The sequence below is a fragment of the Aeromonas sp. S13(2024) genome (genome assembly GCF_041402405.1).
GTDB classification, from domain to species: domain Bacteria; phylum Pseudomonadota; class Gammaproteobacteria; order Enterobacterales; family Aeromonadaceae; genus Aeromonas; species Aeromonas veronii.
On sequence record NZ_JBGLRA010000005.1, the window covers coordinates 212,259 to 226,405 of the forward strand.

The window sequence follows — 14,147 nt, forward strand, 5'->3', positions numbered from 1 at the left end:
TCAAGGCGGGGGATTTGGCGGGTAATGTGAGATTACTCACTGAAAATTAAGCGCTATTTAGAAAAATAAAAGGGGCCTTTACGGCCCCTTTTGCTCATGCTCAAATGCGGAACATGCCGACCTGATTGCTCAGTTCACCCGAAATATTTTTAAGTTGTTCAGAGAGATGGCGTGAGCTGTCAGCATCCACTGCCAGTTCGTCCGAGACATCTTTCACTGCCTGAATGTTGCGACTTACCTCGTCGGTGACGGCCCGCTGCTCTTCAGCCGCGCTGGAGATCTGGGTCGCCATGTCGGAGATCTGGTTGATCGAGGTGGTGATCTGCTCCAGCGCATGGGTGGCGTTGTTGGCGTCATCCACGCTGTTCTGGGCCAGCAGCTGGCCTTCGTGCATGGTGCTGACCGCTCCCTGGGTATTGCGTTGCAGGGTTTCGATCATATTGCGGATCTCGACGGTGGAGCTGTGGGTACGCTGTGACAGGACGCGCACCTCGTCGGCTACGACCGCAAAGCCGCGACCCTGCTCACCGGCACGTGCCGCCTCGATGGCGGCGTTGAGTGCCAGCAGGTTGGTCTGCTCGGCGATGCCCTGAATGGTGGAGAGGATGGTGTTGATCTCCTGAGCGTTTTTCTCCAGTTCCTGAATGATGTTGGAGGCCTGTTCCACCTGGGTGGCCAGATCGGTGATGGAGCGCTGATTGCGGGCGATCACCTGCTTGCCATGCTCGCAACTGCTGGAGGAGCTGCGGGCTGCTTCGGCGGTCTGCTCGGCGTTGCTGGCAACCTCGACCGCGGTGGCCGACATCTCGTGTACCGCAGTGGCGATCTGGGAGATCTCATTTTGCTGGCGTGCCAGCCCCTGATTGGCCTTCTCCGCCATGCTGTGGGAGGACTTGGCCTGCTGGTTGAGTTGGCCGGAGGAGTTGGAGATATCCTGCACCATCACATGGATCCGCTCGATGAAGGTGTTGACGTGTTTGGCAACCGCGCCTACTTCATCCTCACGTTCAATCTTGATCCGGCGGGTCAGATCGCCGTTGCCACGGGAGAGATCGGCAATAGCTTCGCCCAGGGTTTTCAGAGGGGCCAGCGAGCCGTTGATGGCGACATAGGAGAAGCCTGCCACGATCAGTATCGTGATAAGCCCCTGAATGAGGGAGGAGGTAACCATGCGGCGTACCGACTGGTAGGCGATCTCTTCATCCACCATCATGCCGTAATACCAGTTGGTATTGGGAATGGCATTAAAGTCGTAGACCTCTTTCTTGCCGCTGATCACCAGCTCGTTGATCATGCCGTCATGGGCGACCTGATTGATGTAGGCGGCAGTCAGTTCCGGTGCCAGAGCGGTGGCGGATTTGAGGCTCAGGGAGGCATCGGGGTGCGCGATGATGGTGCCATTGCTGTCTACCAGCATGGCGTAGGTGCCCTCGGTGGTGACCGCCAGAATGTCCGAGATCAGTGAGCTGATGGAAACGTCACCGGCGATGACCCCCTGGGTATTGCCGCGCTGGAACGGCTCGGCAATGGTAACAATCAGCTGGCCGGTGGAGATGTCGGCATAGGGGGCTGTAATGACCAGCTTGCCTGCCGCGGCCGCGTCCTTGTACCAGGGGCGTTGACGTGGGTCATAACCGGCGGGCAAATCGGTTGGTTTGCTCTGGATCATTTTGCCGTCTGCGGTACCGGCATAGACCAGATCGAAGCCACCGGCATTCATGGACTGGGCCAGATGACTGATGGGTTCGTCTTCTTTGGCGAATGCTTCCTTGGTGGTGCTGACCATGCTGATCCGGGAGTCGACCCAGCGGGAGATCCCCTTGACGTTGGCCATGGAGCTTTCGTCGATGATGTTCCAGACCAGTCGCTGGGTCTCGCTGCGCAGTTGCGAGGTGTTGTACCAGACCTGCAGGCAGGTGATCACCAGAATGATGACCCCGATAGCCAGAACAAGCTTGTTTTTAATGGATAAGTTCATAGTTACATCCTTGTGAGCGTCAGTCTGAAGTGTGTGTGGAATCTAGTTATTGTTATGAGCCTCTGTTTATCGGCTGAAGTTGAACTCTTTGTATCCCGGTCAGCTATTTAAAGTTAGTGCCTAAATCAGTGGTTATCCATGCGCGTATCGCCCCCTCACTGTGTCAGAAAACGATCTGGTCGATTGGTGAAGATTCCATCGACCCCCATGCTAGAGAGCGTTTCATAATCTTCTGGATAATCAACGGTATAAACCAGAACTTTGAGCCCCCGGCGATGTGCATCATCGACCAGCGCGGCGTCGATAAAATCAACATCGCAATTGATGGACCAGGCCCCCAGCTCGTCGGCAACCTGCGCCAGGTTGAGCGGCAGGTTGGCGGTCAGGGCACCGAGCCGGATATCGGGCCGCAAGGCGGCAAATCGGGCCAGCTCCGGGTGATGGAAGGAGGAGACCACCCACTGGCCGGGAGTAAAGCCCAGCTTGGCTTCTGCCCGTCGGGTCAGGGCTGCCACCGCATCGGCGGTATGGGCGCCCTTGAGCTCGATATGCAGCTCGCAGCGTCCGGCGATGATCTCCATCACCTGCCACAGGGTCGGGATCACCTCTCCCTCACCGGCATCGAGCTGCTCCAGATAGGAGCGCGATTGCTCGGTCAGCACCCCCTTGCCATTGGTGCAGCGCTCCAGCCGCCGGTCGTGGAAGACCCACAACTCGCCATCGGCCGCCTGCACGTCGATCTCGATGGCTGATGCTCCCAGCTCCAGCGCTTTGGCCATCGCCTTTAGGGTGTTCTCCGGTGCCAGACCGCTGGCGCCACGATGGGCAATAATCTGCATGTTCTGCTCCTTTTACCTCGCGGATCAGCCGCGGCTCAGGTGAATGTCGATCTGTTGATGGGGCAGGGTAAGTCCCTGCTGCTGCATCTTCTCCAGCACCAGCGAGTGAACCTCGTGAGTGATGGGCATCCGGTGATCCATGTTGTTGACGTAGAGGCGGATCTCGTAGATCAGTGCCGAGTCGGTGAATTCGATCAGGAAGACCTCTGGGGTCGGCGTCTCCAATACCAGGGTCGATGCCTGGATGGACTCCTCCAGAATGCGCTGCACCAGTTTCGGATCCCGGGTCAGGCCGATCCGGATCCGCAGTTTGACCCGGGTGATGGCATCGGAGAGCGACCAGTTGATGAACTGTTCGGTGATGAAGGCCTTGTTGGGCACGATGATCTCCTTGCGATCCCAATCCACTATGGTGGTGGCCCGGGTCTTGATCTTGGTGACGGTACCGGTGAGATCGCGGATGGTGACGGTGTCACCGAGTCGGATCGGCTTCTCGAACAGGATGATTAGGCCGGAGACAAAGTTGGCGAAGATCTCCTGCAGACCGAAACCCAGCCCCACCGAGAGGGCGGCGACCAGCCACTGGGTCTTCGACCAGTCGATGCCGAGCATGGAGAAGCCGGTGAGGGCACCGATCAGGATCACCAGATACTTGCTGGTGGTCGTGAGGGCAAAGCCGGTACCTGGGGAGAGGCTGAGGTGTTGCAGCAGGGTCAGCTCCATCAGCCCCGGCAGGTTGCGGGCAGTCACCACGGTCAGAATGAAAACGAAGGCGGTCAGCATCAGATCCTGCAAGGTGATGGCCGAGAGCTGCTCGATGCCGCCAATCTTGCTGCTCACCTGCCACACCTCGATATTGCTGAGGAAGCTGAAGGCGGAGTTGAGATCCGACCATTGCACCACCACCAGCATGGTGAAGCCCAGCATCAGCAGGGTGCGCACCAGCCCTAGCGACTGTGCGCTGATGGTATCGAGATCCAGCTCAGTCTCTTCCACCACGTCCGGGGTCTCGGAGCTGAGCTCGTCATGCCCCTCTTCCCGGCCGCGCTGGGCCAGGATCTCGGCCCGCTTGCTCTTGGCACGCTCGAAGGCGAGGCGGCGGCGCTGGATCAGCATCCAGCGTCTGGCCAGATAGTAGACCAGCAGGCAACCCAGCCCCATCAGCAGGCTAAGCTCCAGCTGGCGCAGCAGGGTGCGCGAGGTATAGAAGTAGCCAAACAGGGCGCCAATCACCGCCAGCAGCGGCGCCAGCATCAGGCTGTTCCAGATGAAGTGGTGCAGCAGATGGGGCTTGGTCATGTCGGTCTGGCCCCAGGTGAGTGGCAGCCGCTCCCGGTTGAGGCGGGCAAAGAAGAGCAGTAGCCAGAGTGCACCGATCATGAAGGCCATCCGGCCGAGAGAGTCGTAGAAGGCGTGCTCCTGATAGCTGTTGGCCATCCCCTGTACGAAGAAACTCGGGATCAGCACCAGCAGCAGGGTGCGAAACTGCCCCCACACCTTTTGCACCTGTTCCCGGGGCCAGCGGAAGTGGTGGATCAAAATCCCCCGCTCCAGCGTCAGGTGGCGGGCCATCACCAGTGCCAGCAGCAGAAACCAGATCTCGCCAAGGCCGCGCGCCACCGCCACTGCAAACGGGTATTGCCAGGCCCCTTCGAGCAGGCCGCGCACCATCAGCACCATGGCGGGCAAGGGGAGGGCGGCAAGCAGGGAGCGCAGCAACAAGCGGCTGGTGAGGCTGAATTTGTCCTGGGTCACCTTGCCGATCCGCGGCGCAATATGGTCGCAATAGAGGCTCAGATGACGGGCCAGCTTGAACCAGCTCCAGGCCAGCACCAGCAGCCCAATACCGGCCAGCGTGAGGCTCAGCGGGCTGTTTTCGGCGATGGCATAGGGCAGTTGCAACCAGTTGTCCGGGTTGAAGGCCAGGGTCAGCGCGGCGGGAATGCCGAGCATCACCTGTGGGGTAAAGGGGCGCACATCCGGCATCCAGAACAGGTGGCTGGCGCTTATTTCACGGATCTCGTCGATCTTGCTGTTCTGGCGGCTGTATAGCAGCTTGAGACGAGTCTGCTCCTGAATGAGGGTGTCGGAGGCGTCGTTGAGCCGGGTCAGCAGCTGGCGCCGGGCCTTGAGCAGGTTGTCGAGCACCGCTTGCTGCGGCCGATCGAGCGTCACCTCCTCTTCGGCCATCAGCTTGTCGCGCAGCTGGCGGGTATCCTTGAGCCCATCCTGCTCGCTCTCGTACTGGTACTTGGCCATGCGGGCGCTGACGATGGCGGACTCCAGCTTGTCGAGGGGAAACTGGGGAGGCAGATCGGAGAGTTTGCTGCGCAGGTTCTCGCCGTAGGCATTACTGATCTGCAGCCACTCCAGCTGTTCGCGTACCGAGTTGACCAGCTCATTCAGCTCAAACAGATTTTTGTCGACGCTGCGCTGCTCATCCTGCACCCGCTCAATTTGATCTTCCAGTGTGCCGAGCTGGATGGAGAGCGCCTGATTCTGCTGTTGCTGCTCCAGCAGCAGCGGCATGTCGGTGGTGAGCTGTTTGCGCAGCCGTTCGCTCTCCTCCAGCGCCTGCTCGGTCTTCTCCCGCCGCAGCTGGTTCTGCTGGGTCAGCAGGCTGGCTTGCCACTCATCCTCGTCGGCGATGGCCAGATTGAGCTCCTGCAGTTTCAGCTTGCCGAGATCGTTGCGCTGCTGGGCCGAGAGCTGCTCCAGCTCCAGCATCTGGATCCGGTCGGAGAGGCTCTGCTCCTTCATTCTGGTCAGCAGCAGTTGTGCCTCCTGCTGGCGATCCGATTCGCTGCTGAAGCTCAGTCGCTCCAGCTGGCTGCGGGTCAGTTGCAGCTGTTTGCGCAGATCATCCACCCGCAGGTGATACTCCTGCCCGGTGCTCTCCAGCTGGTTGAGGCTGTCCATTACCCCCTGCCGCTCCTTGCGCAGGTTGAGCTGGCGGTTGCTGCTCAGGCCTATGGCCTGGCGCAGCGCCTCCTCCTTGAGGCTCGCCAGCGGCGGGCGAGCGGCGGGCTGATAGTTGTGCAGGCTCTCCTTGAGGCGTGCCGACTCCTTGGGGTAATCGATAAGGATCTGCTGATAGGCTTTGCTCTGTTCACGGTAGCGCTCGGCCTCTCTGGCAAATTGCAGCGCCTGCTGGTAGCTCTCCCGCAGCTTCTGGTTTTCCGGGGTGTCGCTCTTGGGCACGCTCTGCAACAGGGATTCGGCCTGGGCAATGGCATCGTCGGCGCGCACGGCTGGCGGCAACAAGATAAGGGAGAGCAGCAAGAGGGTGAGCAGGCGTTGCAACATGAGGCTCGTTTCCGTTCAGAAGAGATGGCCCTAGCCTAAAACAGGGCAGGGAGGCGGGTAAAGCAGTCTATATTAATGATTCATAACACAAATAACAGGAAGTCGTGCTGCCGTTTCGCTATGATCCCGGCCGCTTTCTCTCCACCGAGTCGAATATGTCAGCTGTTGATCTGGGCACAGCCCCGCTATCTCGCCTTTTCTGGCGTTACGTAACCCCGACCGTGGCGGCCATGCTGATCACCGGCATCTATGTCACCATCGATGGCATCTTCGTTGGCCATGTGCTGGGTCAGGATGGCATGGCCGGTCTGATGCTGGCTTATCCCATCTGCGCCGTGCTCTATGCGGTGGGGGCGCTGATCGGCATGGGGGCCTCGTCGCTGGTCTCCTTCTATCTGGGGCAGGGCAACCCGGCCAAAGCCCGCCATATCGTCGGTAATGCCCTGGTGATGGTGTTGCTGGCCTCGGCACTGCTCAGTTTTATCGGGATCCGCTATGGCGAGCCCATGCTGGCCTGGATGGGGGCGGAGGGGGAGATCTTCACCGCCGGACTCTCCTACCTGCAGGCCTACGCCTGGCTGGGCGTCTTTGCGGTGCTGTCGATGGCGTTCAGCTCGCTGCTGCGCAACGATGGCCGCCCCGGATTTGTCACCCTCATCATGGTAGTCGGGGGGCTGCTCAACGTGCTGCTCGACTATCTGCTGATGGTGGTGTTTCCGTTCGGACTGGCCGGGGTGGCGACGGCCACCATGCTCTCCCAGGCGGTGACGGGCCTCGCCTGCCTGTGGCACTTCTTCACGCCGCGCAGCCAACTGCGGATAAGCTGGGACACCTTGCGCCCTGATCTGCGGCTGATGGGCGAAACGGTGCGCCTCGGGGCCTCCAGTTTTCTGATGTACCTCTATCTCTCTGTGGTGCTGGCGCTGCACAACAAGGCGTTGCTGGCGGTTGGCACTTCGCTGCATGTGGCGGCCTACGGGGTGATCAGTTACACCGAGGCCTTCTTCTATCTGGTGTTTGAGGGGATCGCCATGGGTATCCAGCCCATCGCCAGCTTCAACGCGGGCGCCGGTCACTGGCGGCGGGTGCTGCGGATCCGCAATCTGGCACTCGGAGTGACGTTGGGGCTCGCCCTGTGCGCCATGTTCCCGCTTTATCTGTGGCCGGAGGCGGCGGTCTATCTGTTTGCCGGCGACAACGCCACCTTGCTGCCGGTGGCGAGCCTCGGGATCTGGCTCTACTTCTGGGGGCTGCCGATGGAGGGTTTGCTGCTGGTGGGGGCCACCTACTTCCAGGCCATCAACCGGGCCCGCATCGCTTCCCTGCTCACCGGTGGCAAGCTGGTGCTGATCGGCGGTTTCTTGTGGGGCTTCTCGACCCTGTGGGGCGTGCCCGGGGTCTGGCTGGCATTGCCAACGTGCAGTTCGCTGCTGGTGTTGGTGATGTGGCGGGCGATGCGTCAGGAGTCCGGCGCCCACGCGCTGGCCGGATAGGTAATCAGGTTCGACGTGCAGATAGCAGACAGGCAGCCATGGGCTGCCTGTTTCGTTAGAGGATGTTTTGTTAACGGGCTCTGCCGATTCAGGGCTTGAAGGCGCCGATAAAGATAGCGGGATCGACCCGGGTGTCGTTGAGGCTGACGTTCCAGTGCATATGGGGGCCGGTAGCGCGGCCGGTCGAACCGACTCGTCCGACGATGCCGCCACGCGGCAGGCTCTGACCGAGCTTCACATCGATCTTTGACATGTGGCAGAACATGCTGATGAGCCCCTGACCGTGGTCGACAAAGACGGTATTGCCATTGAAGAAGTAGTTGCCGATCAGGATCACCTTGCCGGCGGCGGGGGACTTGATCGGGGTGCCGGCGCCCACTGCGAAGTCGAGGCCGGAGTGGGGATTGCGCTCCTCGCCATTGAAGAAACGACGCAGGCCAAACGGGCTGGATAGGGGGCCGTTGACCGGCTTGTCGAACATCAGGTTGCTCGGCTGGTTGGGGCTGAAGGTCTGGTAAGCCCGGGTCTGCTCCGCCAGCTCGCGGTTGATACGTGTCATATCCTCGGCGAGCGGATTGACCTGACGGCTGTTCTTGAGCTTGATGTGCTGCTCGCGGTAGTGCTTGGGGGTCACGGTGAAGCCGAGAGTACGGCCATCACCTGTGCTCAGTTGTTGGGCGCCGGGCATGCTTTTCAGAGAGATGCCGACGATGGCGATCCACTGGTTGTCTTCGCGCACCACCAGCACGGGTTTGTCGTGATAGCGGGCCGTGGGGGCAGTGGGTGACGCGCCAAGAGGGATCACTGCAACGCCACCCGGCACCGGATGGTTGAGCAGGCGACTGATAAAACCCTCGGCCAGGGCTGACTGGCTGGCCAGTAACAACAACAGACAACAAACAACTCTCATGACGATACCACTCGATGTTAAAGCGCCCGGGATGGCGGGATGACAACCCCCTGTCCGGTATTCGTCGATCACTAAAGTGTGATCACGACACGTAGGCCACGACAGGCGCGGCTGGGGAAGGGGGCAGATTGTGCCTCGTTATGGTCGGGGCAGCCAGAGGCGGGGCGTGGCTGACGCCCCTTTTGTGCATAGCTGCGTCAGGTTTTATGTCGTGGTCGGGCCGCTTCGCCATTGAGTCGCCCCCGCCCTGGCTCTAGAATCGGCTTCCGGCACTGATGCCACCGACACTCCGAGGAGACGATATGAACGGATTACCCCCTTTGCGCACCACACCGGCCCGGTACACGACAGGTCGTGGCTGGCTCTGGGTTCGCAGCGGGTTCGATATCTTCAACAAGGGGATGGGGATCAGCGTAGCCATGGTGCTGGTCTGGTTTATGGTAGGCATGCTGCTGGAGCAACTGCCGGCGGGTGGCCTTATCTCCCAGCTGCTCTACATGGTGTGGGGCGCGGGTTGGGTGGCGGTCGCCGCTCGGGGTTATCGGGGGGAGCCGCTGCAGTTTGCCGATCTCTTCGCCGGTTTTCGCCACAAGCTGACCCCGCTGATGCTAGGCGGTCTGCTGGTGTTGCTGCTGTTCAGCCTGGTGGGCCTCGTCTGTCTCGGTCTGCTCTCCATGTGGGGGCTACTCCCGCTGCTGACACAGGATCCCGAGAGCATGGTGGTCTCAGCCAGCCAGTTGCAACAACTGCTGCTGGTATTGCTGGTGGGGATGCTGCTTATCATTCCCGTGCTGATGGGGGTCACCTTTGCTCCGGCGCTGATCTACCACCACGATATCGGCATCATCCAGGCGGTACGGCTGAGCTTCTTCGGCTGCTGGCGCAATATTTTTCCCTTCTTCTGGTGGGGGCTGCTCTCAGCCATGTTATTGCTGTTTGGCGCTGTGCTGTTGCTGGTAGGTCTGCTGGTGGTGATCCCGGCGCTCAACTACTCCATCTATGTGGCTTATCGGGATATTTTCCTGGACGAGAGTGCGCAGCCGGAAGCGCCGCACTCAGAACCATTCGGATTTGAAGCCTGATCAAGGGATCAGAGTGAAGAAGGGGCCCGCAGCGGCCCCTTCTCCATGATCGGGTTTGAGGTGTGCTCACTCCTGCCAGATGGGATCCGCCGCCATGCGGGCCAGCAGAAAATCGAGGAAGCTGCGCAGCAGTGGCGACATCTGCTTGCGGGTGGCATATACCCCGTAGACCCCGAGCCGCTTGGGCTGCCAGTCGGTCAGTAGGGGCACCAGTTCCCCGCGCTCCAGATAGGGTTGTGCCGAGTAGCGGGGTTGCAGGCTGATCCCTGCGCCTTCCAGCGTTGCTTCCAGCAGCAGGTTGGAGATATTGGCGCTCAGGTTACCACTGACCGGCACTGACTGGGGACCGTCCGGTCCATTGAACTCCCACAGGCTCTTGCCAAAGTAGGTGTAGGTGAGGCAGTTGTGCAGCGCCAAATCCTGCACCTTGTGTGGCATCGGATGACGGGCCAGATAGGCCGGGCTGGCACAGACTACCGAGTGGCAGGTGCCGAGACGGCGCGCCACCAGATTGGGGTCGAGGTCGTTGGTGATGCGCACCGCCAGATCGATCCGCTCCTCTACCAGATTGACGGTTCTGTCGAGCAGCAGAATGTCGATGGCCGTCCCCGGGTATTGCGCCAGATAGTCGTTGGCAGCCCCGACCAGCAGCGCTTCTGACAGGGAGTAGCTGCTGGTGATCCGCAGTTGTCCCTTGGGGGCGTCATCCCCCTTCACGGCGATCTGCTCCATCTCTTCGCCGAGTGCCAGCATGGCGCGGGCTCGGTTCAGCGCCTCCTCTCCTGGCCCTGTCAGGCTCAGACGACGGGTGGTGCGGTGCAGCAGGCGGGCACCCATCCAGCTCTCCAGCTCGGCCAGATAGCGCGACACCATGGCGCGCGACATATCCAGTTTCTCTCCGGCGCCGCTCAGGCTCCCTTGTTCGACTACGCTGACAAAGACCCGCAAGGCGGTCAGTCGATCCATGTCTGGCTCTCTATATGTTCGATGTGTGCAACAGTGATGCGCTTTTTATGCTGTATTTGCACCTTAAGTGATCCAATACACTGTGTCCATCAAATGAACCCCCGAATACTTAATGAGGAATAGATGATGAACAACACCCTGATCCGCAACCTGACTCTGGCGACCACCCTGCTGAGTGGCGCCGCACTGGCCGCCCCCCTGAGCGTGACCGTCTACAACCCTGGCGAGAAGGCGATCTTCCCGGTCTCCTCCTCACTGGTGACCGGTGACAAAGAGGCCATCCTGATCGATGCCCAATTCGATGTGCAAAATGGTCAGGCGCTGGTCGACATGATCAAGAAGAGTGGCAAGAAGCTGACCACTGTCTATATCAGTGCCGGTGACCCCGACTTCTACTTCGGTCTGGAGCCGGTCATGGCGGCGTTCCCGGATGTCAAAGTGCTGGCCGACCAGCATGTGGTTGACCATATCAACCAGACCAAGGATGCCAAGCTGAGCTACTGGAGCCCGATCCTCGGCAAGGGCGCACCGAAGAGCTTGACCGTGCCGCAAGTGATGACCGCCAGCCACCTGACGCTGGATGGCGAGAAGATTGAAATCAAAGAGATGAATACCCCGAATGCCTACCTCTGGGCCCCTTCCATCAAGACTGCTTTTGGTGGTGTGCCGGTCTACCACGGGGTGCATGTCTGGATGGCGGACAGCCAGACCAAGGCGGCTCGCAGCAACTGGGTCAAGGCGCTGGATAACCTGCTGGCTCTGAAACCCGAGCGCGTGGTGCCGGGCCACTTCCTGGGCACGGCTCCCAAGGGCACTGCTGCTGTGAGCTTTACCCGTGACTATGTACAGCGTTTCGAACAGGAGCTGGCCAAGGCGAAAAACTCTGGTGAGCTGATTGAGGCTCTGAAGAAGGCCTATCCGGCACTGCCGGTTGACGATGGTCTGGCCATCGGTGCCAAGGTCAATACCGGCGAGATGAAGTGGTAAGCCACTGAGCCTGCTTTCCCTGTGTTTTTTTACCGGGCCTAAGGGCCCGGTTTTTTATCCGAGATCGAAGCGAGAATAAAGATGAGCGAACAACAAACCACCCTCCATTATGTCTATGACCCGCTCTGTGGCTGGTGCTACGGTGCCGCCCCCCTGTTGCAGGCGGCAGCCACCATTGCCGGACTCAAGATCGAGCTGCATGCGGGCGGTCTCTGGATGGGTAGTCGCCGTCAGCCGATGGGCGAGGCATTGCGTGATTATGTGCGCCCCCATGATCAGCGGATCGAAGCGCTGACCGGCCAGCATTTTGGCGAACGCTACTTTAACGAACTGCTGCTGCGGGAAGGCTGTCTGCTGGACTCCGAGCCGCCGATCCGTGCGGTTTTGGCCGTCACGACATTGGGGGGCGATGGGCTGGTCATGTTGCACCGGATCCAGCAATCCCACTATCGGGACGGGATCTGGATTGGTGAGCCGGCATTTCTCGCCACGCTGGCAGCAGAGCAGGGAATTGCAGCCGAGGCATTCCAGCAATCCTATCTGCAGGCCCCCTTGCTGCAACATCTGGCAGATAGCCAGGGCTGGATGAAACGGCTGGGCGGTCAGGGTTATCCTACTTTGGGTATAGAGCGAGGGGGAAAACTCGAAAGGATAGAGGTCAACCAGTATCTGGGGGAGCCGGAGTTGCTGATCCCACGACTGTTGCGGGCAATAGAGTAAACAGTTAATAGTCTGCGGTAGTTAAAGTGGCCCTCTCTGCGTGTCGATAGCGATATATGGTGCTTATGCAAACTACAAAAGCACAGCTCTACGGCTATGCTCAATTACAAAAACATGAACACATAGCTCCTATCAAAACCGACATTAAACGATGACACGCAGTTAAGGATGAATCTATGCTCCAGAATATGTCCATAGGCCAGAAGTTGAGTACTGGCTTTGCGGTGCTGGCACTTTGCGTATGCCTGCTTGCCGGGTATGGCGTCTCACGACTGTCGTATCTCAATCAACAAAACACTGTATTGGCAGAGAACCTTATCCCTTCTGTTCGCTATGCAAGTCAGATGCATATCGCACTGCTTGATGCTCGGCGTTTCCAATTATCTATGGTGATCGCGATGGGCTACAACGACAGTGCGGATATTGAACGAACCCAACAAGGTGTGATGGATTCAAAGGCACGTTTTGAGCAGGCTGCGGCTAATTACGGCGGATTGGCTTTTAATGCTGCTGATGAAGAGCAAACCTTTAACGCGTTGAAGACTGCCGGAAATGCCTTTTTTACAGCGCATGACCCGCTATATCAGGCGGTGAAACAGAGTAGTGACAAGACAAGAGAGATTTTGCAAGGGAATCTCAGAACCACGCTGGAGCAGGCAACAAAATTAACGATGGATTTGCGTGAGATAAATGAGCGTATTGGCAAGGAGATGGATGCCCAAGGTGAAGAGGCATACACCAGCTCCAAATTCCTCAGTATCTTGACTGGCGCAGCGACTCTCATTTTCGTGGTGTTGATTGCATGGTATTTGAGTCAGCAAATCAAACGACCCGTTAATCGCTTGCTGGAACTTGTTGGTAGCGTCGCGGCTGGTGATTTGACTCATCGTGTGGAGTTGAATGCGTTTAATCATGATGAATTAGGACAACTGGCGAAAGGCTTTGCGCAGATGCAAGAAAACTTGCGCAAACTGGTTGGGGAGGTATCCGGTTCTGTTGTACAGATGAGCTCTGCGGTAGAAGAGATCAGTGCCGTAGCAAGGCAGTCGGCAGACAATATGAACTCCCAGCAACATGAGCTGAATCAGCTGGCAACGGCGATGAACGAGATGCAGGCTACGGTGCAGGAGGTTTCGCGCAACACCAGCGATGCGGCCAGTGCCGCCACCTCGGCCAGTGAAACGGCTGAACTTGGTGCGCAAACGGTGAATGACTCCATTCAACGTATTGAACGGGTAGCCGGTGCCATCGAGAGCACGGCGGTGGTGATCCGCCAACTGGGCGATGACAGCCGCAATATCGGTATGGTGCTGGAGGTGATCCGCGGTATTGCCGAACAGACCAACCTGCTGGCATTGAACGCCGCCATTGAAGCGGCCCGTGCCGGTGAGCAGGGACGGGGGTTTGCGGTGGTGGCGGATGAGGTGCGTACTCTGGCCAAGCGCACTCAGGACTCCACCTCTCAGATCAATACCATCATTGCCGAGTTGCAGCAGCGTGCCGAACAGGCGGGCAGTACCATGCAACAGAGTCAGGAGCTGATGAACACCACGGTTGCTACCGCGCGGGAAGCGGGCGAGTCCATCTCCCAGATCAGTGGCTCGGTCAGCAGCATCTCCCACATGAATATCCAGATTGCGACAGCCACCGAAGAGCAGGGGGCGGTGAGCGAGGAGCTCAACCGTAACGTGGTCAATATCAGTCATGCTTCCGAAGAGGTGGCCGCCGGTGCCACCCAGATGGCTCAGGCGTGTAACGAGCTGAACCATCTGGCTACCCAGTTGCAAGATATGGTGCGCCGTTTCAGGGTGTAATCCCTCGGTGAGTCAAACAGCCCGATTACCACAAGGTGATCGGGCTTTGCTG

10 protein-coding genes are annotated in these 14,147 nt (G+C 59.2%); 5 read left to right on the forward strand and 5 right to left on the reverse strand.

From position 1 onward, the window contains the following. Positions 1–100: 100 nt before the first annotated feature. From ACB042_RS10055 to mscM, 3 genes are all read right to left on the reverse strand, one after another. Positions 101–1,978 (reverse strand): methyl-accepting chemotaxis protein, encoded by a 1,878-nt coding sequence (locus tag ACB042_RS10055; RefSeq protein WP_021229777.1) that lies wholly within the window; start codon positions 1,976–1,978, stop codon positions 101–103. A 155-nt stretch (positions 1,979–2,133) separates the two neighbouring features. After that, entirely contained in the window at positions 2,134–2,817 is a 684-nt protein-coding gene (locus tag ACB042_RS10060) for a glycerophosphodiester phosphodiesterase (protein WP_371178336.1), read from the reverse strand. A 24-nt stretch (positions 2,818–2,841) separates the two neighbouring features. Further along, positions 2,842–6,123, reverse strand: coding sequence for a miniconductance mechanosensitive channel MscM (gene mscM / locus ACB042_RS10065; protein ID WP_021229779.1), 3,282 nt, complete (start codon positions 6,121–6,123; stop codon positions 2,842–2,844). Positions 6,124–6,278: 155 nt separating this feature from the next. Here mscM and ACB042_RS10070 point away from each other — a divergent pair, with 155 nt between their 5' ends. After that, positions 6,279–7,616 (forward strand): MATE family efflux transporter, encoded by a 1,338-nt coding sequence (locus tag ACB042_RS10070; RefSeq protein WP_371178337.1) that lies wholly within the window; start codon positions 6,279–6,281, stop codon positions 7,614–7,616. An 88-nt stretch (positions 7,617–7,704) separates the two neighbouring features. Here the strand turns inward: ACB042_RS10070 and ACB042_RS10075 are convergent, their stop codons facing one another. Next, a complete protein-coding gene (locus ACB042_RS10075) occupies positions 7,705–8,526 on the reverse strand; it encodes a peptidoglycan DD-metalloendopeptidase family protein (RefSeq protein ID WP_108541832.1) in 822 nt (273 codons plus the stop codon). A 302-nt stretch (positions 8,527–8,828) separates the two neighbouring features. Here ACB042_RS10075 and ACB042_RS10080 point away from each other — a divergent pair, with 302 nt between their 5' ends. Continuing rightward, entirely contained in the window at positions 8,829–9,608 is a 780-nt protein-coding gene (locus ACB042_RS10080; protein WP_101529519.1) for a BPSS1780 family membrane protein, read from the forward strand. Between the two features lie 66 nt (positions 9,609–9,674). Here ACB042_RS10080 and ACB042_RS10085 read toward each other — a convergent pair whose 3' ends face one another. After that, the gene (locus ACB042_RS10085) at positions 9,675–10,574 is read right to left on the reverse strand and encodes a LysR family transcriptional regulator (RefSeq protein ID WP_371178338.1); all 900 of its coding nucleotides are present in this window, start codon (positions 10,572–10,574) and stop codon (positions 9,675–9,677) included. A 126-nt stretch (positions 10,575–10,700) separates the two neighbouring features. Here ACB042_RS10085 and ACB042_RS10090 point away from each other — a divergent pair, with 126 nt between their 5' ends. The 3 genes from ACB042_RS10090 to ACB042_RS10100 all read left to right on the forward strand — a co-directional run bounded on the left by ACB042_RS10090 (position 10,701) and on the right by ACB042_RS10100 (position 14,095). Continuing rightward, positions 10,701–11,561, forward strand: a complete 861-nt coding sequence (locus ACB042_RS10090) for a Vmh family MBL fold metallo-hydrolase (RefSeq protein WP_257124965.1) — start codon at positions 10,701–10,703, stop codon at positions 11,559–11,561. 75 nt (positions 11,562–11,636) lie between these two features. Next, the gene (locus tag ACB042_RS10095; protein WP_371178365.1) at positions 11,637–12,281 is read left to right on the forward strand and encodes a DsbA family protein; all 645 of its coding nucleotides are present in this window, start codon (positions 11,637–11,639) and stop codon (positions 12,279–12,281) included. Between the two features lie 176 nt (positions 12,282–12,457). Next, positions 12,458–14,095, forward strand: coding sequence for a methyl-accepting chemotaxis protein (locus tag ACB042_RS10100; RefSeq protein ID WP_371178339.1), 1,638 nt, complete (start codon positions 12,458–12,460; stop codon positions 14,093–14,095). Positions 14,096–14,147: the final 52 nt, after the last annotated feature.

Excerpts from the sequence above, each read along its gene's own strand:
- ACB042_RS10055 (WP_021229777.1), bottom strand. The coding sequence starts at position 1,978 with ATGAACTTATCCATTAAAAACAAGCTTGTTCTGGCTATCGGGGTCATC.
- ACB042_RS10085 (WP_371178338.1), bottom strand. The coding sequence starts at position 10,574 with ATGGATCGACTGACCGCCTTGCGGGTCTTTGTCAGCGTAGTCGAACAA.
- mscM (WP_021229779.1), bottom strand. The coding sequence starts at position 6,123 with ATGTTGCAACGCCTGCTCACCCTCTTGCTGCTCTCCCTTATCTTGTTG.
- ACB042_RS10070 (WP_371178337.1), top strand. The coding sequence starts at position 6,279 with ATGTCAGCTGTTGATCTGGGCACAGCCCCGCTATCTCGCCTTTTCTGG.
- ACB042_RS10060 (WP_371178336.1), bottom strand. The coding sequence starts at position 2,817 with ATGCAGATTATTGCCCATCGTGGCGCCAGCGGTCTGGCACCGGAGAAC.
- ACB042_RS10075 (WP_108541832.1), bottom strand. The coding sequence starts at position 8,526 with ATGAGAGTTGTTTGTTGTCTGTTGTTGTTACTGGCCAGCCAGTCAGCC.
- ACB042_RS10080 (WP_101529519.1), top strand. The coding sequence starts at position 8,829 with ATGAACGGATTACCCCCTTTGCGCACCACACCGGCCCGGTACACGACA.
- ACB042_RS10100 (WP_371178339.1), top strand. The coding sequence starts at position 12,458 with ATGCTCCAGAATATGTCCATAGGCCAGAAGTTGAGTACTGGCTTTGCG.
- ACB042_RS10090 (WP_257124965.1), top strand. The coding sequence starts at position 10,701 with ATGAACAACACCCTGATCCGCAACCTGACTCTGGCGACCACCCTGCTG.